Source organism: Streptomyces sp. CA-111067 (genome assembly GCF_050956065.1).
Lineage (GTDB): Bacteria > Actinomycetota > Actinomycetes > Streptomycetales > Streptomycetaceae > Actinacidiphila.
In genome coordinates this window covers 8,699,046-8,724,587 of the sequence record NZ_CP192103.1, presented here as the reverse complement: position 1 = coordinate 8,724,587, position 25,542 = coordinate 8,699,046, and the positions used below count along the sequence as shown (strand labels likewise).

Genomic DNA, 25,542 nt, shown 5'->3' with positions numbered 1-25,542 from the left:
GATCATCCTAACCACCCCGGCGACGATCTGTCAGTCCCCCGCTAACCGCGGACGACTCCCGTGCTCTCGCCGCGCAGCACCTCGTCGCCGTGCTGGTTGACGATGACGACGTCGAGTTCCAGGCCCGTTCCCGACCTCGCCTCGCGCACCGCGCGCACGCCGACCTCCGCGCTGATCGTGTCGCCCGCCCAGACCGGGCGCAGGAAGTGCCAGGACATGTGCTGGGCGATGAAGTCGATCCGGCCGCCGATCTTCGTCGCGAGCGAGGCGGTCAGCAGGCCGTGTGCCATGATCCGTTCGGCGCCCTGCATGTGGTGGCTGCCCTCGTCGCCGACCAGGGCCGCGAAGGCGGCGATGTCCGCCTCGGTGACGTGTCGGCGGGCGCGCAGCACCTGCCCGACCCGCAGGCTGTCCACCGCCACCTTCGCGGAGTCGTCGGCCTGTTCGGTGTGGAGGTCTTCGCTGCGGCCCATGCCATCGCCTGTCACTCGGGTGCGGTCCGGTGAGTGCGATGGTAGCCAGCGCACCGGCACGGGGATCGCTGCCGCGGCCGTCCACGGTCGCGGCGGGTGGGAACACCCGGACCCGCGGCGGCAGTTCGCGTCCGCCGCCGCGGGTCCGGATGACCGGCCTACTGGGCGGTGAGGGTGAAGGACTGGGCGGGGCCGCCGGTGCAGGTCCACTGCTGGAGGCGGGCCGCGTCGGCCGTCGAGACGTCGGTGACGTCCAGGCAGCTGCCGGGACTGCTGCGCGGGGTCAGGGTGTACGTGCCGTTGCTGCCGGCCACCGGCTTCCACTGCTGGTTGGTGCCGCCGCCGTACGACCACAGCTGGATCTTCGCGCCGTTGCCCGCGCCCGATCCGCCGGTGACGTCCCACGCGGCGCTCGCCGCGTTGCGGCTGACCACCTTGTAGTAGCCGCTGTCGGTGGGCTGGAACTGCCACTGCTGGTTGGTGCTGCCCGCGACGCAGCTCCACTGCTGGACGGCGGCGCCGTTGGTGGTGGAGCCGGCCGAGTCGTCCACGCACTTGCCGCTGTTGGCGTTCTTCACCGTGTACCACTTGGTGGAGTCGACCGGCCCGGTGGTGCTGCCGCCGCCGCTGGTCGCTCCCGGCCACAGGTACGTGCCGACCGTCTTGGCGGGCAGCGTGCTGCTGATCTGCTGGCTGCCGGCCCGCAGGGTGAACGGCTGGTCGGATCCGGTCTGGTTGACGACCACCGTCACCAGCGTGCCGTCGGGATTCATGAACGCCACGTTGGTGACGCTGCCGCTGCCGCCGTTGTTGGTCTGGACGCGGGTGGCGCCGCGGGCGACGAACTTCGAGAACTGGGCGATGATGTTGTAGTCGGGCAGCGCCCAGTAGGTGTCGGGGCTGCCGGCGGACTGGATGAGCATGCTGGGGTCGGGCGATCCGGACCACTGCTCGGGGCCGCGGTTCTGGTCCAGCATGGTGACCCAGTCCTCGTACATGATCGACTGGTTGCGGAAGTACTGCACGATGCGGTCGGCGCCTGCGGTCCCCCACACGGCACGCTCGGTCATCCCCACCGTCTTGGCCGGATAGCTCGCCTTGACCTGGGACATGGCCGACGGGTCGCCGCCGTAGTCGTGGAAGGCGATGCCGTCGACGGCGTTGTACGCGTCGCTGGGCGCGCCGGGGCTGCCGATCACCCCGGCGGTGTAGCTGGCGCCGTCGGAGAAGTTGTGGTCGAAGGCCCAGATCTTGGTGTCGGCGGCGCCGTTGGCGTTGAGCTCGCCGCGCAGGTCGACGGCCACCCGGCGCTCCTGGTCGGCCGACAGCGTCATGCCGGGGTAGTCCGACGGGTTGAACAGCGGCTCGTTCTGCATGGTGACGGCGTACAGCGGCAGGCCCTGTCCGGCGTAGGCGGTGACCGCCTTGCGCAGGTAGGTGGCCAGTACCCCGATGTTGGAGTCGGGCAGCGATCCGCCCAGCAGGCTGTTGTTGGTCTTCATCCAGGCCGGCGGGCTCCACACGCTGCCGAACAGCAGCAGGTTCGGGTTGATCGCCTTGGCCTCTTTGAGGACGGAGATGATCTTGTAGTCGATGTCCTTCTGGATGGAGAACCGCGACAGGCCGGGGTCGGCCGCGCCGTCGTCGTAGGTGTAGAACTGCCGCGAGGTGAAGTCGCTGGTGCCCAGCGGGATGCGGGCGATGTTGAACCCGGCGCCGTTCACCGGGTCGACCAGCTTGTGCAGGGCGGCGGTCCGCACCGCCGGGCTCATCCGGGACAGGTTGTAGATCGTCGACTCCTCCAGCGAGGAGCCGACGCCCAGCACGGACTGGTAGCGGGTGCCGGTGTCCGCGGTGATGGTGGGGGTGCCGGAGGCGGCGGTGGTGCTCAGGTCGGCCTGCTTGGACAGCTGGTACGGGGTGGCCGCGAGGCCGGTCGCCGGGTCGCTGAACCAGTTGGCGTTGCTCGGGCCGAAGCCGGCCGCGCGCGACTCCGAGCTGAAGTACACCTGGACCGCGGTGCCCGCGGCGGTCGCGGTGGGCGCGCCGGCCGCGGTCAGTGCGGTGGTGGCGAGCAGGGCGCCGGTGGCCAGTGCCGAAACCGACAGCAGCGTCCTGCGGCTGCGCCCGCGTGGCACGCGGAGGGCGCGGAAACGTTTCCGGCGGTGGCGGTCCTGCTCGGGCTGGTGTCCTTGCGGATTCATTCGTCACTCCGATGTGGGGGTCGCTGCGCACTGTGGGGGCAGCGCGTGGGGCGGGTCAAGAGGCCGAAACGAAAAAAGTGCGGCCTCCGGGCGAAACAGCGGCGCTGACCGGCGGACCGTTTTGTTACAGCCAATTGTTTCGCCCTCAGGCTCGGTTGAGGGCTCGGCACGAACCTTGACACGGCGAGCGCGGCGCGGCTTTGCTGTGAGCCATCGCGTTGGTTTCTGCGGTGTTTCACATCGTTTCACGGCTGGTGCCGCCGCCCACGTCAGCAAGGAGACCCACCCATGAGACGCGCACTCGGCGCGGCGGGGCTCACGGCCGCCGCACTGTGTCTGAGCTGCCTGCCCGCCACCGCGACCACCGGGCCGGCCCACCACCGCCCAGGCCCGCCGCCGGCGCCGCGGGCCTCGGTCTGGCTGACCACCGCCGACGACAGCGAGCAACTGAGCCCGCAGCAGCCCGTCGCCTTCCGCTCCGGCGGGTCCGACCTCACCACGATCACGGTCGATCCCAGCCGGACCTACCAGCGGATGGACGGTTTCGGCGGCGCGCTCACCGACTCCTCCGCCGCCGTACTGAGCCGACTGCCCGGCGCAGCGAGGGACTCCGCGATGCGCAAGCTGTTCGACCCCCGGCAGGGCATCGGCATCAGCTTCCTGCGCCAGCCGGTCGGCTCATCGGACTTCACCGCCGCGGCCGCGCACTACACGTACGACGACATGCCCGCCGGGCAGACCGACTTCGGGCTCAGGCACTTCAGCATCGCCCACGACCAGCAGCAGATCCTCCCGCTGCTGCGGCAGGCCGAGCGGCTCAACCCGCAACTGACCGTGCTGGCCACGCCGTGGAGCCCGCCGGCCTGGATGAAGGACAGCGACTCGCTGGTCGGCGGCCACCTCAAGGACGACCCGGCGGTCTACCAGGCCTACGCCCGCTACCTGGTGAAGTTCGTCCAGGCGTATCGCGCGGCCGATGTGCCGGTGGACTACCTGACCGTCCAGAACGAGCCGCAGAACCGGGCGCCGAACGCGTATCCGGGCACCGACCTGCCGGTCCAGCAGGAGGCCAAGGTCATCGAGGCGCTCGGCCCGCTGCTGCGGGTGGCGAGCCCCGGAACCAAGATCCTCGCCTACGACCACAACTGGACCACGCACCCCGACGACATCGCCACCGCCGAGCGGCTCGGCGAGGACCCGCAGACCGACTACCCGTACGAGATCCTGGACGGCCCGGCCGCCAAGTGGGTGGCGGGCACCGCCTACCACTGCTACTCCGGCGACCCGAGCGCGCAGAGCGCGCTGCACGACGCCCACCCCGACAAGGGGATCTGGTTCACCGAGTGCTCCGGCTCGCACGGCGCCACCGACACCCCCGCCGAGATCTTCCGCGGCACCCTGACCTGGCACGCCCGCACCATCACGGTCGGCACCACCCGCAACTGGGCCAAGTCCGTGGCCGACTGGAACCTCGCCCTCGACCCGGCGGGCGGTCCGCACAACGGCGGCTGCGACACCTGCACGGCGCTGCTCACAGTGGGTCCGGACGGCACCGTCACCACCAACGCCGAGTACTCCACGATCGGCCACCTGTCGAAGTTCGTGAAACCCGGCGCCGTCCGGATCGCCAGTACCAGCTACGGCGCCACCGGCTGGAACGGCCAGCTCACCGATGTCGCCTTCCGCAACCCCGACGGCTCCACCGCCCTCGTGGTCCACAACGAGAACGACGACCCGCACTCCTTCACCGTCGCGGTCGGCGGCCGGTCCTTCGACTACACGCTGCCCGGCGGTGCCCTCGCCACCTTCACCTGGCCCGCCTCGGATCAACTGCGCTCCACCGCCCACCAGTTGGACCTGAGCGGCGCCACCGCGACCGCCTCCCCCGCCGGCCAGGGCCCGGCCGCGGTGCTCACCGACGACGACGGCACCACCAGGTGGACCAGCGGCGCCGCCCAGGCCCCCGGCCAGTACGTGCAGCTCGACCTCGGCAGGCGTACCGCGTTCCGGCAGGTCGCCCTCGACAGCGGCGACAACCTCGGTGACTACGGGCGCGGTTGGCGGCTCTCGGTCAGCGACGACGGCACGCACTGGTCCGATGTGGCCTCAGGCGCCGGCACCGGCCAGCTCACCGGCGTCGATCTGCGCCGCACCACCAGCGCCCGCTATCTGCGGGTGACCCAGACCGGCACGGCCGGCAGCTGGTGGAGCCTGGCCGACATCCGCCTCTACCGCTGAACCGCGCTTCACCGCGCGCAGAGCCGGGGAGGGCCGGGCACGGGGCCGGCCCTTCCCCATCTCCCCCACCCTTCCGTCCCGGCGGGCGCCGACCCGATCACGGACGGCATGGAACGTGACGGGGCCGGCGTCCTCAGCTCCGCCGGGCCGGTCGCGCGGGTGGTGGCCGGAACGTTCCTCGAACCGGGGCAGCTGCGCGGCCTGTACCTGGAGACCGCCGCCGCGATGGTGCACGCGGGCTCCGGGGTGGAGCCGGGTCAGGTGGTCGGCACACAGGGCCACGCGCTGCGGGGCGCCGACCTGCTGCGCAGGCTCGCGGTGGAGGCCACCGTCCACCACCTGGACTTGACGGGGTCGCTGCCCGACGCGCCCGGCCCGTCCGTGCTCGGGCTCGCCGAGGTTCGCCGAGCGCTGGACGGGCTGCTCGGCCGGCCGGTGCCGGTGGCCGGCCGGGACGACGCCCTCCACGCCCGCAAGGCCACCGGACGGATCCCGCTGACCGCGGCGGAACGCGAACTGCTCGGCGCGGACGCCGACCGCCTGCCGCTGTTCTGCTAGGTGTCCCGGCCGGAGCGGGTCGTCTCGCGGACCACCGCCCAGGCGTCCGCGACCGGGCCCACGTGCGCGAGCTTGTCGGGGTTGATCACCGAGCGGATCGTCTGGATCCGGCCGTCGTAGATGTCCAGCGTCCAGGTGTTGACCACCTTGCCGTCCCGGTCGCGGAAGACCGCGCCCGGCTGCCCGTTGACCTGGCGGACCTCCAGGATGCCGCCGATCCGGAAGAACGGCTGGATCAGCGCGGCGAACACCTTGATCGCGTCGTCGACGCCGAGGATGGCGCTCTTCCACTGCGGTGCCTTGCCGCCGCCGTCGCCGACCAGCAGGACATCGGCGGCCAGCAGTTCCCGCAGCCCGTCCACGTCGCCCTCCTTGAAGGCGTCGAAGAACCGTCCGGCCAGCTCGTCGCGCTCCTTGCGGTCGGCCTGGAACCTGGGCCGGCCGGCCTCCATGTGCCGGCGGGCCTGCATCGCGAGCTGCCGGCAGGCCGGCTCCGACCGCTGCACCGCCGAGGCGACCTCCCGGAAGCTGAAACCGAACACCTCGCGCAGCACGAAGACCGCGCGTTCGAGCGGGCTGAGCCGTTCGAGCAGCAGCAGGGCCGCCATCGAGACAGAGTCGGCCAGCTCCGCCGAGCGCTCCGGGTCCTGGTAGGGGTCGGTCAGCAGCGGCTCGGGGAACCACGGCCCGACGTACTCCTCGCGCCGCACCCGGGCCGACCGCAGCACGTCGATCGAGATCCGGGTGACCACCGCGGAGAAGAACGCCTTGGCCGAGGCGGGCGGGGTGCGGGACGACTCGTAGCGCAGCCAGCTCTCCTGGACCGCGTCCTCGGCCTCGCTGACGCTGCCCAGCATCCGGTAGGCGATCGAGAACAGCAGCGGCCGGAGCTCCTGGAACTCCTCGTCCGGCCTCATGCCAGCCCTTCCCTGAAGCCCTGCCGCCACGAGGGGTAGGTCGGCTGCCAGCCCAGCTCCCGCTTGGCCTTGGCGTTGGAGAAGCCCCGCCCCTCGGTCATCATGATCACCGCCACCTCGCCGGCCAGCAGCCGGGCCAGCCACTTCGGCACCCGCATCGGCCGCTTGGCCCCCGCGCACTCGGCGAGGAACGGCAGCCACTCGCCGGCCGGCGCGGGATCGTCGTCGACGATGTTGAACACGCCCCGCGCCTGCTGCTCCAGGGCGAGCACCGTGGCACTCGCCGCGTCGTCCAGGTGCACCCATGAAGAGTATCCGGCCGCGCTCCCGACCAGCGGGAACTGCCGCTTGCGGATCAGCTCGACCTGGTCGTCGGTGGCGCCGGGGCCGTAGAAGCCGCCGTAGCGCAGGACCGTGCCGCCGGCCCTGCCGACCGCCTCCTCGACGTGCTGGAGCGCCGCCATCGAGTTCTGGCCCGCGGTGCCCTTGAGCAGGTCGAGCGGGTCCTCCTCGGTCTTCACCCAGCCGCCCTGCCTGATGCCGTTCCAGTTGGCGTAGCCCTGCGCGACGAAGTGCGGCACGCCGGTCGCCTCGGCGGCGGCGAGCAGGTGGTCGGTGCCCTCGGTGCGCAGTCGGATGGTGGGCACCGCCCACCGGTCGAAGTGCTTCAGGTCGGGCTTGCCGGCGTGGCCGAGGCTGAGGCCGGTCATCTGGTGCACGATCGCGTCCGGCCGGGCCCTGGCCACCGCCTCGCCGACCGACAGCGCGTCGAGTCCGTCCATCAGCACGCCGTCGGCGCCGAGCTTCGCCAGCAGCTCCAGCTTGGCCGCGCTCGTCGTCGTCGCCGTGACCTGGTGTCCCCGCGCCACCAACTGCGGCACCAGCCGCTGCCCGAGCACACCGGCTCCGCCCGCCACGAACACCCGCATGACCATCATCTCCCTGATCCCGGAAACGTGCCTTCACCACCCAGGACGAGGCAGCACCGCGTTTTGTGAGGTCAGGGAGCGGGATCGGCGGCGGGCGGGCCGGTGGGCGGCCCGGTGCGAATGCCTACTGGGCGACCGCCTGCCAGTCGTTCACGTTCAGGCCGCCCTTGACGTATTCGAGCCTGACCGTGTGGTAGGTGCCGGCGTTGAACTGGAACGTGCCGGCGTCGACGGTCTGCCAGGTCTGCCAGCCTCCGGTGGTCGGGACGTTCACCGTCGGTCCGGCCACGCCGTCCCCACGAAGCGGACCTGCGCCCCGGTGAGCGGGCTGGCGACCCGCACCTTCAGGTTCTGGGTGCCCTGCATCGGCACCTCGTTCCACTGCTCCCACTCGCCGGTGGCGATGGCGCCGACGTTCCAGCCGCCGCCGGTGTCACCGGTCGTCTGGACGTCGAGGGCGTCGTCGCGGTAGACGCCGAGGGTGTTGGCGGGCGTGCTGTCGCCGACGCTGTCGGCGGTCTCGGCCTGCACGGTGCTGGTCGCCGGGAAGGGCGTCCTGGAGTAGCGCCGCAGGATGTTGATGTCCTGGCCCGGGTAGTCGCGCTGGGTGGTGGCGTAGGGCGCGTTCTCGGTGCGCCACAGCGCCGCGTTCTCCGGCCAGTCGGTGAAGCCCTCGACGAGGGTGAGCGCGTCGTTCTTGCCGACGGTGTTCACCAGGTCGTTGACGAACGTCTGGCCGTGGGCCGGGTCGATCACCATATTGGACGAGCCGTTGACGAAGTGGAAGCTCGGCACGGTGGCGCCGGTCGTCGTCCCGTTCAGCGTCATGTTGGTGTAGGTGGGGCTGGGGACGCCGAACCAGCCGTCCTGGCCGTTCGCCACCGAGGACACCGCCGGGTCGTTCTTGACCCAGGACTGGTCCACCACGAAGTACGGGTTCTCCTTGAACTGCGCCTGCGCCTGCCCGCGTACGTAGGTCAGCAGCCGGGCCGAGTTGCCGTTGCCCTGGTTGCTGAACGCGAAGGAGTTGTCGGACCACAGGTAGACCAGCGGCTGCCCGTTGACCTTGTAGAGCATGCTGTCGGGCACCGCCTGGTAGAACGCCTTGAGGTCGTTGTCCCACAGGTACTGGTAGCCGCCCTCGCCGGCTCCGGTGGTGTCCCCCATGTCGAACGGCGGCGCGTAGCCGCCGGAGTGGTGCTTGACCTGGTTCTTCTTGTCGGTCATCGAGGCCGGGATGTCGTCGAACGCCGCGATCTTCAGCTTGCCCGCCGCGCCGGCCTTGCTGATCGCGGCGACCAGGTCGGTCAGCGCCCGCGGGTCGCCGCCCTGGTTGGGGACGGCGCTGCCGGGGAGGTAGCCGCGGGTGTCCACGGCGACGTAGTCCACCCCGGCGGCGACCAGCTGCTCGACCGAGCTCAGCCAGAAGTCGGCGGCCGACGACTTCGCGGCGTCGTACATCGGGAGGTTGTAGATCTGGTTGCCCTGGTTGTCGTACGGGCCGCCCTTGATCGTGCGGTCCTCGAAGCCGAAGGTGACGCCGAGGGCCCCGGTGGTGCCGGCGCCCCGGTGCGACAGGGTGGCGCCTCCGGTGTCCACGACGGCGGCAGAGGCGGCGTCCGTGTGGGAGGCGCCCCAGCCGGCGGCCGGCGAGGCCCACCAGAGGGCGGCGGCCGTGACGGCCGCGCCGAGCGGGAGCCAAGGGCGGCCTCGGCGGGCGGGTATGGCGTGTGACATGGGATTCATGTCCTTTCGCCGGCCCGGACGCGGGGTCCGGGCCGGCCGGGTGGGGGGATGGGGTGCATGGGGGGTGGGGGACGGCGGTGGCTGGTGGGAAGCTACCGCGTCTCGTAGACGTAGATCTCGTGCACGGACAGGTACTTGCCGGCGGCCTTGGTGTTGACGACCTTGAAGTAGCGGGCCTCCACCGGCCCGAAGCTCAGGGTCATCACACCGCCCGTGGTGTACGGGGTGGTGTCGGGGAGGCTGAGCACGGTGGTCCAGGTCGTGTTGTCGGTGGAGACCAGCAGGTCGGCGGCGCTGGGGGCGTCGCCGCTCGACGCGGAGGCGTCCCAGACGATCTTGTCGAGCATGTGCGCGGCGCCCAGGTCGAGGCCGTAGTACATGCCCGGCTCCCGGAGCGCGGCGGAGGTCCAGCGGGTGCTGGGATTGCGGTCGTAGGCGTCCCCCGGGTTGCCGGCGGCGGGGTTGGTGAAGCCCTTCCAGCCGTCGGTGGGCAGCTCGCCCGAGCCGGCTCCGGCGGCGAAGGCGGCTCCGGTGTTGGCGGCCAGCAGCGAGGCAAGGCCGACCTGCGCGGGCAGCGCGTTCTTGTCGGCCCACAGCAGCTGGTCGACGATCACCGAGCCCTTGCCCGCGGCCGTCTGCCACAGCGCGCTGCCCGCGGTGAAGCCGAGGGTGCTGTGTGCGGCCTTGCCGTACTTGGTCTGCTCGTTGCCGGCGCTGAACAGGGTCCAGGCCACCGCCCTGGTGTCCACGGCGCTGTGCCCGCCCTTCGCCCGCACGGTGAACGACACCAGTGCGGCGCCGGCGCCCGGCCGGTCCAGGTCGGCGTTGTTCAGACCGCTGGTCAGCGGCGAGTCGCCGGTGACGACGGCGCCGTGGGTGTGGTCGGCGTCGACCGGGTCGAGCTTCGCGCCCTGCGGCAGGAACGGCGCCACGGAAGGCAGCGTGTCCGGGGTGGCGCCGTTGATCCACAGGGTGCCGCCGGCCTTGGTCCACGCGGTGACGTCGGTGGCCGCCGCCTTCAGCGACGCGAGCGGTGCCTCGTTGCCGGCCGAGGCGTCCACCAGCAGGACGTCCAGGGCCGCGAGGCCGCCGGTGTCGATCGCGGTGAGCACGGTGAGGTCGGCGGAGGCGGCCTTCAGGGTGACGACGGCCGCGCTCTTGTCGTCGGCGGCCAGCACCCCGAACCGGCCGGTGGGCACGGCCGGTCGTGCGAGATACCGGAGCAGGTTGCGCAGCAGCGCGGCGGCGATCGGCTCGGCTGCCTGCGCGGCCACCACCGGGTACTGGCAGACCAGATAGCGGCCCTTGCCGAACCTGGCCTCGGCCAGCGCGGTGCCGACCAGTGCGGGCCCGGAGTCGGCGAGCGAGAGCAAGCTGCCGAACCGGGGCTTGAGCAGCACCCTGGACGTGACGGTCTCGTCGCCGGTCTGCCACCAGCGCAGGTCGTCGGCGCCGATCCCGGCGAGCACCGGGTGGTGCGGCGCGGCGACATGGGTGACGGTCTGCGGGCTGCCGGTGGTGAACTGCGGCCAGGGCAGGATCTGCGGGAACGCGGTCTGCGCGAGCATCAGCACCTGCCCGCCGGCCGCGGCGAAGGCGGCCACGGCGGCGCCGTCGGCGGTGGTCGCGGCCGGGTCCGCGCCCTCGGCGACCACCAGCAGTTCGCCGGAGGCGGGGTCGGGCAGCGAGGCGAAGCCGGTGACGGTCCTGGCGGTGACGCCGAGCGCGGTCAGCGCCTGGGTGGTGGGGCCGCCCGAAGTCCCCTCCAGCACGGCCGCCTTCAGCGGGGAGCCGAGCTTCGCGGCGGCGGCCGGGTACAGGGTCAGCGCGATCTCGTCGGTGAAGCGTCCGTCGCCGGTGACGCTGATCCGCAAGGTGGCCGCGGTGGGCCTGCCGACCTTCGGCAGCGCCAGCTTCGCGGTGACGGTGCCGCGCCCGGTGGCGGCCACGGTGGTCCTCGCCGAGCCCTTGCGGGTGGGGATGCCCCGGCCGCTGAGCGTCCAGCCGACTGTCAACGTGGCAGTGCTGGAGGTGTCGTTGCAGACCATCAGGTCCTTCGAAAGGGTGCTCCCGCCGAAGTAGTGGGTGCGGTAGTCCAGCGCGAGCGCGGCGACCGGCTGGAAGACCCGGGCCACCGCGTCGTGGATCGGGTTCGGCGCGTAGTCGGGCAGACCGCGCTGGAAGCCGGGGTTGAGGGTGGCCGCGTACGGCCCGACCCGCTTCAGCCGCGGCCCGGACCCGGTGGGGTCTGCGGCAGGCACCGAGGTGCCGTTGAACGGCAGCGGACGCATCCCGTACCAGACGGTGTTCCACGGCGAGATGGCGGTGATCCCGGCGTACCGGAAGCCCTCGATCTGGGCGCGCAGGGTCAGCGCGTGCGCGGACCACAGCCCGTCGAGGTCCGCGTATGCCGCCGGGCCGCCGATCGCGCTGACGTCGGACGGGTTGGCGTAGTACATGGAGCTGAACTCGCTGATCAGGAACGGCTTCTTGCGGTCCCATTCGTCACCGCGCGACTGGCCGGGGGCCAGCGCGCGGCCGGACTCGGGTATCGCGGTGTTGCCGGTGGTGATCTCCAGCGGGTAGTGGGTGCTGCGCAGGTCGCCCATGCTCTGCGGGTCGCCGTCGCCCTCGAAGTACACCGGGCGGGTGGTGTCCTGCGCGAGCACCGGCGCCTTGAGCGCGGCGACCTGCGGCACCCAGCTCTGCCCGAAGGCGGCGAGCATCTCGTTCTCCGCGCTCCAGGCGATGATCGAGGGGTGGTTGCGGTCGCGGACCACCCGGTCGGTGAGGTGGGTGGCGCAGTTGGCCCAGAAGTCGTCGGCGCTCATGGCGTAGTTGCCCGACGAGCCGTAAATGCCGGACTCGCCGACGATCAGCATGCCGAGCTCGTCGGCCACGTCGTAGTAGACCGGCGGGTACGGCATGGCGTGCAGCCGCATGTAGTTGACGCCGGCGGCCCTCGCCATCCGCATCCACATCTCGGCGTAGGCGCGGCTGTTCTGGACCGAGCCCATGTAGTGCCAGGAGTCGCCGCGCAGCATCAGCGCCTCGCCGTTGAGCAGCAGCGCCGGTCCGTCCACGGTGACTTCGCGGAAGCCGAACCGCTCGACGGCGGAGTCGAGCACCGGGCCGTTCGCCGTGCCGCGGACGTCCACCCGCAGCTCGTACAGGTGCGGATCGTCCGGCCCCCACAGCCTCGGGGTGCGCCAGCCGGTGGCCGCGGCCACGGTGGCGGTGCCCCCGGCGGGCACGGTGACCTGGCTGCTCAGCCGGAACACCTGGCGGGCGCCGTCCCACACGGTGTGCTCCACCCGCACGGCGGCGTCGGCGGCGGAGTCGTTGCGCAGGTCGGTGGTGGCGGTCAACTTCTTGTCCGTGACGGAGGTGACGATCGCGGTGCCGGCGACGGAGACGGGGTTGCGGGCCAGCAGCCACACGTCCTGCCAGATCCCGGCCGCCTCCTGCCCCCACCACGACCCGGCCGGGTGGTGGAAGCCGTCCGGCTGGCGGGCCGCCGCGCCGGGCGAGCGCACCAGCAGGTGCACGGTGTTCGCGGCGCCGAAGGTGACGTGGTCGGTGACGTCGGCCTCGAACGGCAGCAGGCCGTCCTGGTGGGAGGTGACCTGCACGCCGTTGCAGAAGACGGTGGCCTCGAAGCTGACCGCCTCGAAGCGCAGCACGATCCGCTGCCCCTTCGCCTTGGCCGGCACGGTGACGCTCCGCCGGTACCAGGCGGTGTCGGCGTCGTTCCAGTCGGCGGGCGTCTCGAAGAGGTCGTAGGCGTTCCAACTGGTCGCGAACGGGCCGGAGTTCATGTTCCACTCGGCGGGCACCGGGATGCCGGCCCAGCCGGTGTCCGGCGGCGGGTAGGCGGCGCCGGCCGCGGCGGGCAGGAAGTCCCAGGTGCCGTTCAGCGACTGGAGCACCCGGGCGCCGTCCAGCTGGCCGCCCGGCCGGCCGGGGGCGTCGGCGTGTGCGACGCCGAGGCGTTGCAGTCCCAGGGCGGCGGCGGTCGCCGCGCCGAGCGAGAGCACCTGCCGGCGGGTCGGGACGAGGGCCGAACCGGGCGTTTCTGGGGCGTTGTTCATGACGTCCTTCCATGGGCGGCGTCCGGGGTCTGGTCGGGCGCAGACTGCGTGGTGGCCATCGCGAAGATGTGCAGGCCGGGGCTCGGGGAGGTTCCGGTGGCGGGGAGGGCGACGGCCTGCACGGTCTTGCCGGCCTGCAACGGCACCGCCGCGTAGTAGAGGTCGGCGGTGTGGTCGAAGCGGCCGGTCGGCGCGTTGATATAGCCCGCCGTGGCCACTACCTGGTCGGTGGCCGCAGGGGTCCACCAGTCGGAGAACGACAGCGAGTACGGCTGGCTGCTGCCGTCGGTGTAGTAGACGGTGCCGGTGCCGCCGTGAGTGCCGCTGGCGGCGGCGCCCAGGAAGGCCAGCGAGTCGCCCGATCCGCTGAACGCCACGACCTGGCCGTTGGCCTCGACGTTGTCCGGCTGTCCGTTGCCGGCGGCGGGCCAGGTGAAGGAGGTACCGGCATAGGTCACCGGTCCCGGCCGCACTCCCACCGCGGCCAGCGCCTGAGCCGAGTACGTCTTGCCGCTGTCCACGAACGCGCCGGCCGACGGGTCCGCGTCATCGGTCACGCCCTGGTTGTTCATGATGGAGGCGAGCGACGGGAACGGCACGCTCATGTCGCTGGGCGCGGCCGCGGTGCCGGTGCCCGAGGCGCAGCGGTAGGAGGCGACGGCGCTCGTCACGAAATGCCCCGGCGCGGTGCCCGCTGGCACGCCGACGCTCCACGTCGTGCGTACGGACGTGTGCGGCGGCACCACGGCGAACGACGAGCGGCTGGTCGCCCGCGCCGTCCACCCGGCCGGCGCCGTCAGCCCGACCTGGACATGCTCGACCGGCAGGTCGCCGTTGTTCGTGTAGGTCGTCGTCGCCCGGGTCCCCGCGCCCGGGGCGACGATGTGCGGCGCGGACAGGCCGACCGACTGCGCGCCGAGCGTCTGCCTGACCGGCTCGGGCTGGTTCAGCGGGTTCACCAGCATGGACGTGTCCACCGTCCGCGCCATCGCCTGGTAGCCGGCCTCGTTCGGGTGCAGATGGTCGCCGCTGTCATAGGCGGGGTCGTAGACCTGCGGGTCCTCCGGACTGGCGGTCGCGGCGGCGAAGTCGATCGTGCCGTCGAAGGCGCCGCTGCCGAGTATCCAGCGGTTCACCGCGTCGCGTGTCGCCTCGCCCTCGGCCGACCAGTAGCCGGCGCCCTTGAACGGCGTCAGCGTCGCCCCGAACATCCGCAGGCCGGCCGCGTGCGCCCGGTCGATGAGCTGCTGGTAGCCGGCGATCAGGTCGGCCGCCGTGACCTTGGGGGTGGTGCCGATGTCGCTCTGGCCGATGTCGTTGATGCCTTCGAGGAGGATGACGTCGCGGGCGCCCGGCTGGGCGAGCACGTCGCGGTCGAACCGGGACAGGGCGCTGACGCCGGAGGTGCCGGCGTCGCTGAGCACCCGGTTGCCGCCGATTCCCTCGTCCACCACTGACAGGGTGCGCCCCGGCAGGGCGTCAAGCCGGCCGGCGAGGTAGTTCGGCCAGCGGTGGTTGGTGCCGCTAGTCGACCCGGACCCGTCGGTGATGGAGTCGCCGAACGCCACGACCGAGCCAGCGAGCCGGGAGGTCGAAGGGACGACGTCCACGCCGTCGGCGAACATCCAGCAGGACATCGTCGTCGGGAACGCGGCGGCGCCGGGTTCCGTCGCGAAGTCGCCAGTACCGGAGAGGAAGTTGGTCTGGTGGGCTTCGGTGTGGAAGGTCGCGGGACCGTCCAGGTGCGGTACGTAGGCGCTCACCGCGAGGTTCTGGAGCTGGCGGACCTTGAGGCCCACCCAGTCGCTGCTCACCTCGGCGCCGGGCGGGATCGTGACGCTCCGCGCGCCGCCGAAGCGCAGCGCGCGCATCGTGCCGGGCACGGTGTCCGCCCCGCTCCCCTCCACTGCCACCGACGCCGAGGCGACGGTGAGCGGCGCCGTGCCGAACACGTTGCTGAGCCGCACCCGCACCCGGTCGCCGCCGACGGCGGCGAAGACGATGTCGCGCACGGTCTGGTCGGTGAGCCCGCCGGGTCCGGCGGGACATGTCGAGCTGGTGGCTCCCTGGATCGGGCTGGCCGCCCATGTTCCGACCGCGTGCGGGCCGCTCGCCGCCGCACTGCCGCCGACGCCGACGCCGGCGCCGGCGCCGGCGGCGAGCATCGCGCAGGTCGCGGCGCCCGCTATGAGGAACGATCTGGTCAAGGCCATAGGACTGCCTCCGGTTGGTTCGGGCCGGCGGGAGGAGACGGCCGGCGTGGAGCGAGTTCACAAGGTCACGTTGCGCACTTCCGTCTGGTGCTCTGCCTGGTGCTCGGTGCTCTGGTGCTCTGGTGCTCTGTGCGCGGAGTGGCGGGCCGGCCCCGGTGAGGGGCCGGCCCGCGCACTAGTGGGCTGCCATCGCGAAGATGTGCAGGCCGGGGCTCGGCGACGATCCGGTCGCCGGCAGGGCGACGGCCTGCACGGTCTTGCCGGCCTGCAACGGCACCGCCGCGTAGTAGAGGTCGGCGGTGTGCTCGTAGCGGCCGGTCGGCGCGTTGATATAGCCCGCTGTGGCCACCACCTGGTCGCCGGCCGCCGGGGTCCACCAGTCGGAGAACGACAGCGAGTACGGCTGGCTGCTGCCGTCGGTGTAGTAGACGGTGCCGGTGCCGCCGTGAGTGCCGCTGGCGGCGGCACCCAGGAAGGCCAGCAAGTCGCCCGATCCGCTGAACGCCACCACCTGGCCGTTGGCCTCGACGTTGTCCGGCTGTCCGTTGCCGGCGGCGGGCCAGGTGAAGGAGGTACCGGCATAGGTCACCGGTCCCGGCCGCACTCCCACCGCGGCCAGCGCCTGAGCCGAGTACGTCTTGCCGCTGTCCACGAACGCGCCGGCCGACGGGTCCGCGTCATCGGTCACGCCCCGGTTGTCGTAGGCGGCGGCCAGCGAGGCGTGCGGCACCTGGAGGACCGCGGACGCGGCGGAGGTGCCGTGGCGGGGGCCGCCGAACGAGGCCGTGGCGTCGATCGTGCCGCTGCCGGGCGCCGCGTCGGCCGGTACGCGTACGTGCCAGGTCGTACGTACGGTGCTGCGCGGTGCGACGACCGCGAACGACGCCGGGCTGGTCGCCGCTGAGGTCCAACCGGCCGGCGGGTGCAGGGCGGTGGACACCTGGGCGACCGGCAGGTCGCCGGTGTTGGTGAAGCTCGTGGTGACGGTGGCGGTGCTGCCGGGCGCGGCGACCGGCGGCGCCGAGACGTCCACACCCTGCGCGCCGAACGTGCTCCGCACCTGGACGGCGGCGGCCAGCGGCAGGTCGCGGGAGGAGTCGCCGACCGAGACGGTGTAGCGGCCGTCATGGGTGCCCCACTGCTGGGCGGCCGACTCCCAGGTGGAGAAGGCCCGTTGGTCGAGCGTGAACGAGACGTGCCTCGTCTGGCCGGCCGCGAGCTGCACCTTGGCGAACCCCTTGAGCTGCCTGGGCGGTTCGCCCGCCGAGGCCGGGTCGGTCAGATAGACCTGGGCGACCTCGGCCCCGGCGCGGCTGCCGGTGTTGGTCACGTCGGCGCCGACGGTGACCTGCCCGTCCGGGGTGAGCACCGGGGTCACCTTGAGGTGGCTGAAGGCGAACGTCGTGTAGGACAGGCCGTATCCGAACGGGAACAGCGGCGCGATGCCCTGCGAGTCGTACCACCGGTACCCGACGTCCAGGCCCTCGGAGTAGACGGCCGTGCCGTTAACGCCGGGGTACTGCTCCGGGGTGTGCGCGGGCACGTCGGCGGCCGAGCGGGGGAAGGTGACCGGCAGCTTGCCCGACGGGTTGACGTCGCCGAAGAGCACGGCGGCGACCGCGTTGCCGTCCTCCTCGCCGGGGTACCAGGTCTCGACGACGGCCGGCACCTCGGCGGCCCACGGCATCAGCACCGGGGCGCCGCTCTTGACGACGACCACGGTGTGCGGGTTGGCCGCCTCGACCGCCTCGACCAGCTGGTCCTGGTTGCCGGACAGCGCCATGCTGGGCTTGTCCTGGCCCTCGGTCTCGTCGTCGCCCACCATGACGACCGCGACGTCGGACTTCGCCGCGAGCGCGGCGGCCGCGGCCGGGTCGGCGCCGCTGTCGTAGCCGACGCTCACCGCGGCGCCCGCCCGGTCGCGGATGCCGTCGACCGGATCCACCGTGTACTCGGGCTTGACCTGCGAGCTGCCGCCTCCCCCGGTCTTGGCCGCGCCCGCGTACGGGCCGATGACGGCGACCGAGTGCAACGCGGAGGCGTCGAGGGGGAGTTGGGCCGCGCTGTTCTTGAGCAGTACGGTGCCCTGCTCGGCGGCGTCACGGGCGAAGGCGCCGTCGGCGGCGATCGGGACGGGCGAGGTGCCGGCCGGCCGGTCGAACAGCCCGAGGCGGATCATCGTCGCGAACCGGTCCACCAGCAGGGTGTCGATCGACCGCTCGCTGATCCGGCCCGACTGCACCGCCTGCCGCATCGCGGTGTCGTAGTAGATGCCGGTGGGCATCTCCAGGTCCATGCCGGCCTCGGCCGAGGCCACGGTGCTGTGCGCGGCGCCGAAGTCGGACTGCACGAACCCGTCGAAGGCCCACTGGCCGCGCAGCACGTTCTGCAGCAGGTGGTCGTTCTCGCAGTTGTAGGGGCCGTTGACCCGGTTGTAGGCACACATCACCGCGCCGGCGCCGCCCTGCTTCACCGATGCCTCGAACTGCGGCAGGTAGATCTCGTGCTCGGTGCGGTCGTCGATGATCTCGTTGACCGAACCCCGGTTGGTCTCCTGGTTGTTGGCGGCGTAGTGCTTGACTTCGGCGATGACGCCCTGGCTCTGGATGCCCTTGATGTTGCCGACCGAGAGCTGCCCGGCCAGATAGGGGTCCTCGCCGTAGCCCTCGAAGGTGCGGCCGCTGACCGGGACGCGGGCGATGTTGACGTCCGGGCCCTCCAGCACGTTCTCGCCGAGGTCGCCGGTCTCGGCGCCGGTGACCACGCCGTACTGCCGGGCCAGCGACGTGTCGAACGACGCGGCGAGCGAGATCGGCGCGGGCAGCGCGGTCGCCGGCTGCTGCACCGGATCGTCGCCGGGGCCGACGCCGGCCGGCCCGTTGGTGACCGCGAGCGGCGGGATGCCGAGCCGGTCGACGCCCGGCACGTAGCGCTGGTGGTCGGCGTTCTGCACGCCGTGCAGCTCGGTGATCTTCTCGTCGAGGGTCATCCGGGCGACCAGCGCGGTGGCCCGCTGCTCCGGTGTCGGGTGCCGGCCGGCCGCGGTGGCGGCCGGCGCGCCGGCGAAGGCGAGCGCGGCGCTCACCGCCACCGCCGCCGGTGCCTTCCAGTTGCGTTTCCTCATGGCCTCTCCTGTCTGCGGGGCCTGCCCGGGGGTCCGCCTGCTAGCGGTCCGCGCGCTCAACTGACGGCCACCGCGAAGATGTGCATGCCCGGCGCGGGTGACGAGTCGCCGGTCGGCGGCAGCGTCACAGCGGCCACGGTCCTGCCCGCCGCCAGCGGCACCGAGGCGTAGTAGAGGTTCGCCGGATGGTCGTAGCGGCCGGTGGGCGCGTTGATGTACGGCGCCGTGGCGACGACGTGGTCGCCGGCCGCCGCGGTCCACCAGTCCGAGAACGACAGCGGGAAGTCCTGGGTGCTGCCGTCGGTGTAGAAGATCGTGCCGGTGCCGCCGTGGGTGCCGCTGAACGACGAGCCCAGGAAGGCGAGTCTGGTGGCGGCGCCCGTACTCGGGCCGCTGACCGAGACGACCTGGCCGTCGGCCTCCACGTTGTCCGGGGTGCCGGGCGCGGACTTCGGCCAGGTGAAGGTGGTGCCGTCGTAGGCGACGGTGCCGCCGGGGGTGATGCCGACGGAGGCCAGCGCCTGGGCGGAGTAGGTCTTGCCGCTGTCGCCGAAGGCGCCCGCGGTGGGGTCGGCGTCGTCGGTGGTGCCGGAGTTGTCGAACGACGCGGCCAGCGGCGGCGCCAGCGACACGTCCTGGTCGGCCGACGAGACGCGGTGCCCGCGCGGGTCGGTGAACTCGTAGTGGATCAGGTGGTCGCCGTCGGTGGTGCCGGACCCGACGGTGACGGTCACCGGCTGGGTGGCCTGGCCGCCCGGCCCGAGCTTCAGTACGCCGGATGACGGTGTGACCGTGATGCCGTCGGGCGCCGTAGCCGACCACTTCACCGTGGCCGGCCGCGCCGTCTCGCTGCGCGCGCCGACGGTCAGGGTCCTACTCTGCCCGCGGTTGGCGACCAGCCCGCCCGACGGTGCGGCGAAGCCGATGGCCGGGGCCTCCCCCGCGGTGAACGACTGCGGCGCCGCGCCGCGGCCGGTGCCCCAGGAGGTGTCGGGGCTGCCGGACAGGGTGAAGTCCAGTGAGCCGCCACCGGAGATGACGGAGGCCGGCAGCCATGTGTTGTTCCACGAGCGGCCGTTGAGGCTGAGCGCGTGCACATACGGGGCGTCCGCGGCGGCGTTCGGCGCCTTGACCGTCAACTCCCGTCCCCTGGGCAGCGCGAGGGTCGCCTTCGGGAACAGCGGGCTGGCGGTGACCAGTTGGGGAACGCCGGAGGTCTGCGGATACAGCCCGAGCGCGGCCCACACGTACCACGACGACTGCGCGCCGAGGTCGTCGTTGCCCGGTTCGCCGCCCGGTGCGGTGCTGTAGAGCTGGGTGGCGATGTCCCGGACGACCTTCTGCGTCTTCCACGGCTGTCCGAGGTAGTCGTACGTCCACGGCGCGCCGAAGGTGACCTCGTTGCCCGCCCACTCGTCCGGCGCGTCGGGGCCGGCGTTCAGCTGGCTGAAGAACGCGTCGAGCTTGGCGGCCGTCGCCGAGTCGCCGCCCATCGCGGCGGACAGCCCGGCGATGTTCTGCGGCACCATCCAGGTGTACTGGGCGGCGTTGCCCTCCTCGAACCCGGTCTGCTTGACGGCGGCGTCGCCGGAGGAGAAGCCGCCGCGCGGCTGTGTGTAGCCGGTGGCGGGGTCGAAGACGTTCTGCCAGTTCTGCGCGCGGGGCGTGAACCGCTCGCTGGTGCGGGAGTCATCGATCGCGGCGGCGAACCGGGCGATGGAGAAGTCGTCGAGGGCGTACTCCTGGGTCAGCGACGTGCCGACCGCGCTGCTGTCGGCCGAGGTGGGCACATAGCCCTTCTTCACATACGTGTCCGCCGCGCCGGGCTGTACGTAGGTGCTGGTCCGCGGGTTGAACCAGCCCTGGCCCGGCGCGCTGGTGGTGTCGTCGGCGCCCTTGACCATGTAGCGCAGCGCGGACTTCACGTCGAAGTCCCGCGCCCCGTAGGCGTACGCGGTGGCGATGATCGGATCGGCGGAGTCGCCGCCCATCATGGCCGTGTAGACGTTGGCGGTGGGCCACTTGGGCAGCCAGCCGCCCTGCTCGGCGTCGTTGACGAGCGACTGCATCATGTCGCTCGTCTGCTGCGGCGCGATGAGCGCGGTCAGCGGCACCTGCGACCGGTAGGTGTCCCAGCCGGAGAAGTTCGTGTACTGGGAGCGGCCGGGGGCCACCCGGTGCACCTTGCCGTCGAAGCCCTCGTAGCGGCCGTCCACGTCGTTGAACAGGCTCGGGTCGAGCAGCGAGTGGTAGAGCGCGGTGTAGAAGGTCGTCTGCTGGTCGCCGGTCCCGCCGCCCACCTCGACCTTGCCCAGCAGGCTGTTCCACGCCTGGTAGGTGCTCGCGCGGGTCGCGTCGAAGCCGGCGTGGTCGGCGGCCAGGTTCTTCTTCGCGCCGTCCACGCTGACGTAGGAGATGGCGACCTTGGCGTTCACGACCGGCGAGCCGGCCGGGTCGAAGCTCACCCAGCCGCCGGAGTGCGCCCCGCTGACCGACGCGGCGCCGGGGGTGGCGGTGCCGCCCTGCCAGGTGCCGTAGGAGGTGAACGGGTGGTCGAAGGTCACCGCGAAGTGCACGGTGTACAGCTGCGTCGGGTGGCCGCAGAAGTGGCCGCCGTCGGCGGTGCCGACCAGCGTCCGCGGCCCGGCGACCTGCAAGGAGGAGGTGGAGTTGCCGTAGCCGTGGCTGGTGTTGAGCAGCAGCGTCGCCGGGCCGCCGGCCGGGTAGGTGAACCGGCCCTGCGCCGTACGGGCCGATGCGGTCAGCTCGGTGCGGATGCCGCTGTCGGCGAGCGTCACGCCGTAGTAGCCGGGCTTGGCAGTCTCGGTGTCATGGGAGAACGCCGAGGTGTAGGACGCCCAGTCGGTCCCGGGCGAGCCGGTGACCTGCTTGTTCGTCGGCAGGAACTCGAAGTCCTGGAAGATGTTGCAGCCGACGCCGGACAGCCGCGCCAGGCTGAACCCGTTGATCGTCGTGTCGTCGTGGTAGTAGCCGGCGGCGGTCTTGGACGGGCCGCCGGGTCCGGTGTCCGGCCCCCACTGGATCATCCCGAACGGCGCGTCAGGGCCGGGGAAGGTGTCCACCGGCCCGACGAACGAGCCGCCGACGCCGGTCCCGATCATCGGATCGACATGCGCCGCCGGCTCGGTGACCGGCGCCGGCCCGTCCGCCGCGCGCGCCACGGAAACGGCGGGGCCGGCCCCGAACAGCAGGCCCGCGCCGAGTAACGACACGGCGAGCCTTCGGATGGCTCCAACGGGTTTCCCGGGTATGAGTTTCAACGTCCCAACTCCTTGACAACGTTGTCGGTGTGCTTGGCCGATCGGCGGCTTGATCAGATGACGGCAGCCTCGAACGACAGCGTGATCGAACGTCAGAAGGCAACAGCGGTCGAGCGTCCGCCGGGCCGCGGCCCGGCTCGACAGCCATCAGAGATACTCCGCCAGTGCGCGCATTACAAGCATGTGAACGAGATTCACTCATCTGTTAGGTGCAAACTCACCAGAAGAAGGGGATTCGCGCCGGGCTGGCGGCTGAGATCTGACGGATCTCGGCGGATCGCCGCCGGCACACAGCGAGGCCAGGGATCCCGGATCGGGATCCCTGGCCTCGGGTGCCAAGCGGTGCCGGAGCCGGTCAGCTGAGGGACTTGATGCCGTCCCAGCCGCCGTTGCCGACCTCGGTGCTCGGGCCGTCGACCGGCCCGTTGGTCGAGCTCGCGCCCTTGTAGAACTTCAGGGTGCCGTCGCCCGCGCTGGCCCACATGTCGGAGACGCCGTCCTGGTTGGCGTCGGCGGCACCGGCGATCAGCGGCCGGTTGGCGACGGTGTACTTGGTGCCGTACGTGGTCCGGCCGCCGAACAATCCGCCGGCCTGCCCGCGGTAGAGGTAGAGCGTGCCGTCGCGGGTGTCCCGGGCGAGCAGGTCGACCCGGCCGTCCTTGTCGGCATCGCCGGGGGCCGTCATGGTCATGACGCCCCAGCCGCCGGTGCCGATCACGACGGGCGCGTGGACGGACGGGTTGATCCCGCTGACGCCCGTGTACAGGTACAGCTTGTCGTTGTAGGAGATGACGAGGTCGGGCTGCCCGTCCTGGTTGACGTCGCCGACGCCGACGACCTGGGCGGTGGTGGGCAGGCCGGAGGCGATGACGATCGGGTTGGCGAGCGTGCCGTTGCCGAGGTTGGGGTAGACCCGCAGCTCGCTGCCGACGCGGGCGACGATGTCCTCCATGCCGTCACCGGTCCAGTCGCCGCGGTGCGTCACGGAGGTACCCGACCATCCGCCGCTGCCGATGACGGTGGGCGAGCCGAGGGCGCCGGTTCCGGTGCCGGGGTAGAGGAGCAGCTTGCCCGCGCTGTTGACCGCGACGAGGTCGGGCTTCTGGTCGCCGTTCATGTCGCCGGGGATCGACGCCGACGTGCTGGTGATCCAGGCGCGCACGTCGTCGGTCCGGGTCGCGATCGCTCCGGTACGGGTCTCGGTGGCCGGCATGCCGAAGCATCCGCCCTGCCACGAGCGGCTGGTGATGGCGACGAGCTGCTGGACCGCGCCCACCGTGCGCAGGACGGGGCCGCCCGCGTCCCCCGCGCAGATGACCGAGCCGCCGGTGGCCGTCAGGTCGACGTCCGCGGTGCCGTCGGCGGCCGCGGTGAACGAGCCCGTGTGCAGGTTGTCGGGCGCCCAGGCGGTCTTCGTACGGCCGAAACCGGCCGCCTGCACGGTGTCGCCGGCCGCCACCGGGGTGGTGGCCAGGGCGACCGGCTTCACGCCCGCGACTCCGGCGTTCAGCTTCACCAGGACCAGGTCCCGGTCGGGGTGCGGGACGAGCTGGATCGCGGTCCTGGTGGCGCCCACCGTCGTCGTGGTCAGATCGGTGCGGCCGACCGTGACCGTGGTCGTGGTCGGCGGCTTTCCGGCCGGCACGCTGCCCGTGGCGTCGGCGAAGCAGCTCGCGGACGTCAGCACCCACTGCGGTGCGACCAGGGTGCCGGTGCAGCCGCGGTCGGAGTCACCGATGACGATCTTGGCCGTGAAGCCGTACGAGGCGGCGGCATCGGAGCCCTCCACGGCCTGTGCGGGCGAGCCGGCGAGGAGCCCGGCCAGCGCGGCGGCGACGGCACCGCCGCCGAGCCAGGCATTGCGTATGGACGTGTGCGGCATACGGTTCTCTCCAAGTGGTAAGTCAGGGTGCTTCAGTGGAAATGCCTTCACGGGACCGGGGGCCGGGGCAGGGCAATCCTCACATTCCCGAGGCCGAATACCTAGAGGATGTGAGGGAAATCTTCGAGATCTTCCTCGCCTGCACTACTGCCGGTCACTTACGTTTGACACCCGTAGTACCAGCGGCGAATGCGGTACGCGTGATTCCGCTACCTGGACGTCGAGTCGATGTCACACTGGGCAGGTTGAGGCTTTGCCAGTCGTACGGCACCCATAGCTTCACATCGCCGCTTTGGCAAGCACCACGCATTCGGCGGCTTTCACCTCACCAATACCGGGCTATCGAGAGAGGCAAGAGTATGAGTTTTCGGCTGGCGGCGTACGCCGTGTGCCTGGAGGACGACCGGGTGCTGCTCGCACTCTCCGTCTCGGCGGTGCACGGCCGGGTCTGGACGCTGCCGGGCGGCCGGGTCGAGCAGGGGGAGGATCCGTTCGACGCGGTGACCCGGGAGATCGCCGAGGAGACCGGCTGCGACGCGGTGGTCGAACGGCTGCTGGGCGTGGACTCACGGGTGATCTCCGCGGCCGACAGCCACTCCGGCGCGGAGCACCAGAACGTCGGGGTCTTCTACGGATGCCGCATCACGGGCGGCGAGCTGCGCCCCGAGCCGAACGGCGACACCGCCGAGTCCGTCTGGACGCCGCTCGCCGAGGTCGCGGGGCTGTGCCGGTCCTCGCTCGTGGACGTCGGGCTCGCGCTGGCCCGCACGGTGCCGGCGACCGGGCATGTCGATCCCGTTCCGGTGGGGGGCCTGATCAGGCACTGACCTGGCAGCGGGCCGCTTTGCGGGGCCCGGGCGGATCGGGGGTAGGACTCCCTGCATGACCAGTGAGGACGAATCGCGGGGCTCCGGGGGCGGGGGGCGGCGGGAGAGCGCCGAGGAGCGGGCTGACCGCCGGTGGGGGGATCTGCTGCAGGAGCTGCGGGTGGCGCAGACCGGGGTGCAGATCCTCTTCGGCTTCCTGCTGACGGTGGTCTTCCAGCAGCGGTTCACCACGCTGGACGGGACCAACCGGCACATCTACATCGTCACCGTGCTGCTGGGAGCGGCGACCACCGGCGCGCTGGTCGGGCCGGTGTCGATGCACCGGCTGCTCACCGGCCGCCGGCTCAAGCCGGAGACGGTCGTCCTGGCCTCCCGGCTGACGGTGCTCGGGCTGTTCCTGCTGCTGTGCACGATGGCCTCGTCCCTGCTGCTGGTGCTGCGGATCGCGATGCGGGACAACGGGGCCGCGTGGCTGGTGGGCGCCCTGGTGGTGTGGTTCGCGCTGTGCTGGTTCGCGCTGCCGCTGTGGGCCAGGCACCGCGCCAACCGCGACGACCGCTGACGCCCGCCGCCGGACGGCGGTGCCGCCCGGCGAGCAGGTTCCTGTGTGCATACGCGGTGTCGCTGCGGGCAGGCGCATCGACGGCGGGGCATGGTCGTGGTCCATGCCAGACGGGGTTCCGGCTTCCGGGCCCGCGTCCACCGTCGAGCCAGTTCAGAAAGGCGGCAGCGATGCCCAGCGGTTCGAGCGCCAAGCGTGAACGCCAGTACGAGCACATCAAGGACAGCGCCAAGGAGCGCGGCGAGTCGAACAAGCGCGCGAAGGAGATCGCGGCCCGCACGGTGAACAAGGAGCGAGCCCGTTCAGGAGAGTCGCGCACCGCGAGCCGCAGCTCGACGAAGGACATGTCCTCGGCGAAGCGGGGCGGGCAGCGGTCGCACTCCGGCTCCGGCGGCCCGACCAAGGAGCAGCTGTACAACGAGGCCCGGCAGCGCAACATCAAGGGCCGCTCCGGCATGACCAAGGGGCAGCTCAGCCGGGCGCTCGGGCACTGATCG

16 protein-coding genes are annotated in these 25,542 nt (G+C 71.9%); 5 read left to right on the top strand and 11 right to left on the bottom strand.

Going from position 1 to position 25,542, the window contains the following annotated elements:
* Positions 1 to 41: 41 nt before the first annotated feature.
* Positions 42 to 473 carry a hypothetical protein gene (locus ACQPW6_RS38345; protein ID WP_433894343.1) on the bottom strand — a complete coding sequence of 144 codons (432 nt, stop codon included), beginning with the start codon at positions 471 to 473 and terminating at the stop codon, positions 42 to 44.
* A 158-nt stretch (positions 474 to 631) separates the two neighbouring features.
* Positions 632 to 2,677, bottom strand: a complete 2,046-nt coding sequence (locus tag ACQPW6_RS38340) for an RICIN domain-containing protein (RefSeq protein WP_433894342.1) — start codon at positions 2,675 to 2,677, stop codon at positions 632 to 634.
* 288 nt (positions 2,678 to 2,965) lie between these two features.
* Here ACQPW6_RS38340 and ACQPW6_RS38335 point away from each other — a divergent pair, with 288 nt between their 5' ends.
* Together ACQPW6_RS38335 and ACQPW6_RS38330 are read left to right on the top strand one after the other, a co-directional pair.
* The gene (locus ACQPW6_RS38335) at positions 2,966 to 4,915 is read left to right on the top strand and encodes a glycoside hydrolase family 30 beta sandwich domain-containing protein (protein ID WP_433894341.1); all 1,950 of its coding nucleotides are present in this window, start codon (positions 2,966 to 2,968) and stop codon (positions 4,913 to 4,915) included.
* 108 nt (positions 4,916 to 5,023) lie between these two features.
* Entirely contained in the window at positions 5,024 to 5,473 is a 450-nt protein-coding gene (locus ACQPW6_RS38330) for a hypothetical protein (protein WP_433894340.1), read from the top strand.
* Here ACQPW6_RS38330 and ACQPW6_RS38325 read toward each other — a convergent pair.
* The 9 genes from ACQPW6_RS38325 to ACQPW6_RS38285 all read right to left on the bottom strand — a co-directional run bounded on the left by ACQPW6_RS38325 (position 5,470) and on the right by ACQPW6_RS38285 (position 23,656).
* On the bottom strand, positions 5,470 to 6,390 hold the full coding sequence (locus ACQPW6_RS38325; protein ID WP_433894339.1) for an RNA polymerase sigma-70 factor: 921 nt from the start codon (positions 6,388 to 6,390) through the stop codon (positions 5,470 to 5,472). The genes ACQPW6_RS38330 and ACQPW6_RS38325 overlap by 4 nt on opposite strands.
* Positions 6,387 to 7,328 (bottom strand): NAD-dependent epimerase/dehydratase family protein, encoded by a 942-nt coding sequence (locus ACQPW6_RS38320; protein WP_433894338.1) that lies wholly within the window; start codon positions 7,326 to 7,328, stop codon positions 6,387 to 6,389. Before ACQPW6_RS38320 ends, ACQPW6_RS38325 begins: the two co-directional genes overlap by 4 nt.
* A gap of 115 nt (positions 7,329 to 7,443) precedes the next feature.
* Positions 7,444 to 7,608 carry a carbohydrate-binding domain-containing protein gene (locus tag ACQPW6_RS38315; protein ID WP_433894337.1) on the bottom strand — a complete coding sequence of 55 codons (165 nt, stop codon included), beginning with the start codon at positions 7,606 to 7,608 and terminating at the stop codon, positions 7,444 to 7,446.
* Positions 7,590 to 9,056: a DUF5010 domain-containing protein gene (locus ACQPW6_RS38310; RefSeq protein WP_433894336.1), complete on the bottom strand. Its 1,467-nt coding sequence runs from the start codon at positions 9,054 to 9,056 to the stop codon at positions 7,590 to 7,592. The genes ACQPW6_RS38315 and ACQPW6_RS38310 overlap by 19 nt, the downstream gene beginning before the upstream one ends.
* Positions 9,057 to 9,157: 101 nt before the next feature.
* Positions 9,158 to 13,156 carry a sugar-binding domain-containing protein gene (locus ACQPW6_RS38305; protein WP_433894335.1) on the bottom strand — a complete coding sequence of 1,333 codons (3,999 nt, stop codon included), beginning with the start codon at positions 13,154 to 13,156 and terminating at the stop codon, positions 9,158 to 9,160.
* Entirely contained in the window at positions 13,153 to 15,369 is a 2,217-nt protein-coding gene (locus ACQPW6_RS38300) for a GDSL-type esterase/lipase family protein (RefSeq protein ID WP_433894334.1), read from the bottom strand. Before ACQPW6_RS38300 ends, ACQPW6_RS38305 begins: the two co-directional genes overlap by 4 nt.
* A gap of 175 nt (positions 15,370 to 15,544) precedes the next feature.
* Positions 15,545 to 18,493, bottom strand: a complete 2,949-nt coding sequence (locus ACQPW6_RS38295; RefSeq protein ID WP_433894333.1) for a glycoside hydrolase family 3 C-terminal domain-containing protein — start codon at positions 18,491 to 18,493, stop codon at positions 15,545 to 15,547.
* Positions 18,494 to 18,549: 56 nt separating this feature from the next.
* The gene (locus ACQPW6_RS38290; RefSeq protein WP_433894332.1) at positions 18,550 to 21,726 is read right to left on the bottom strand and encodes a GH92 family glycosyl hydrolase; all 3,177 of its coding nucleotides are present in this window, start codon (positions 21,724 to 21,726) and stop codon (positions 18,550 to 18,552) included.
* 403 nt (positions 21,727 to 22,129) lie between these two features.
* Complete coding sequence (locus ACQPW6_RS38285) at positions 22,130 to 23,656, bottom strand: FG-GAP-like repeat-containing protein (protein WP_433894331.1); 1,527 nt, start codon at positions 23,654 to 23,656, stop codon at positions 22,130 to 22,132.
* 359 nt (positions 23,657 to 24,015) lie between these two features.
* Between ACQPW6_RS38285 and ACQPW6_RS38280 the strand changes: the two genes are divergently transcribed.
* The 3 genes from ACQPW6_RS38280 to ACQPW6_RS38270 all read left to right on the top strand — a co-directional run bounded on the left by ACQPW6_RS38280 (position 24,016) and on the right by ACQPW6_RS38270 (position 25,539).
* Positions 24,016 to 24,483 carry an NUDIX hydrolase gene (locus ACQPW6_RS38280; RefSeq protein ID WP_433894330.1) on the top strand — a complete coding sequence of 156 codons (468 nt, stop codon included), beginning with the start codon at positions 24,016 to 24,018 and terminating at the stop codon, positions 24,481 to 24,483.
* Positions 24,484 to 24,538: 55 nt separating this feature from the next.
* Positions 24,539 to 25,045, top strand: coding sequence for a DUF6328 family protein (locus ACQPW6_RS38275; RefSeq protein WP_433894329.1), 507 nt, complete (start codon positions 24,539 to 24,541; stop codon positions 25,043 to 25,045).
* A gap of 170 nt (positions 25,046 to 25,215) precedes the next feature.
* Positions 25,216 to 25,539 (top strand): plasmid stabilization protein, encoded by a 324-nt coding sequence (locus tag ACQPW6_RS38270; RefSeq protein ID WP_433894328.1) that lies wholly within the window; start codon positions 25,216 to 25,218, stop codon positions 25,537 to 25,539.
* The last annotated feature ends 3 nt before the right edge of the window (positions 25,540 to 25,542 follow it).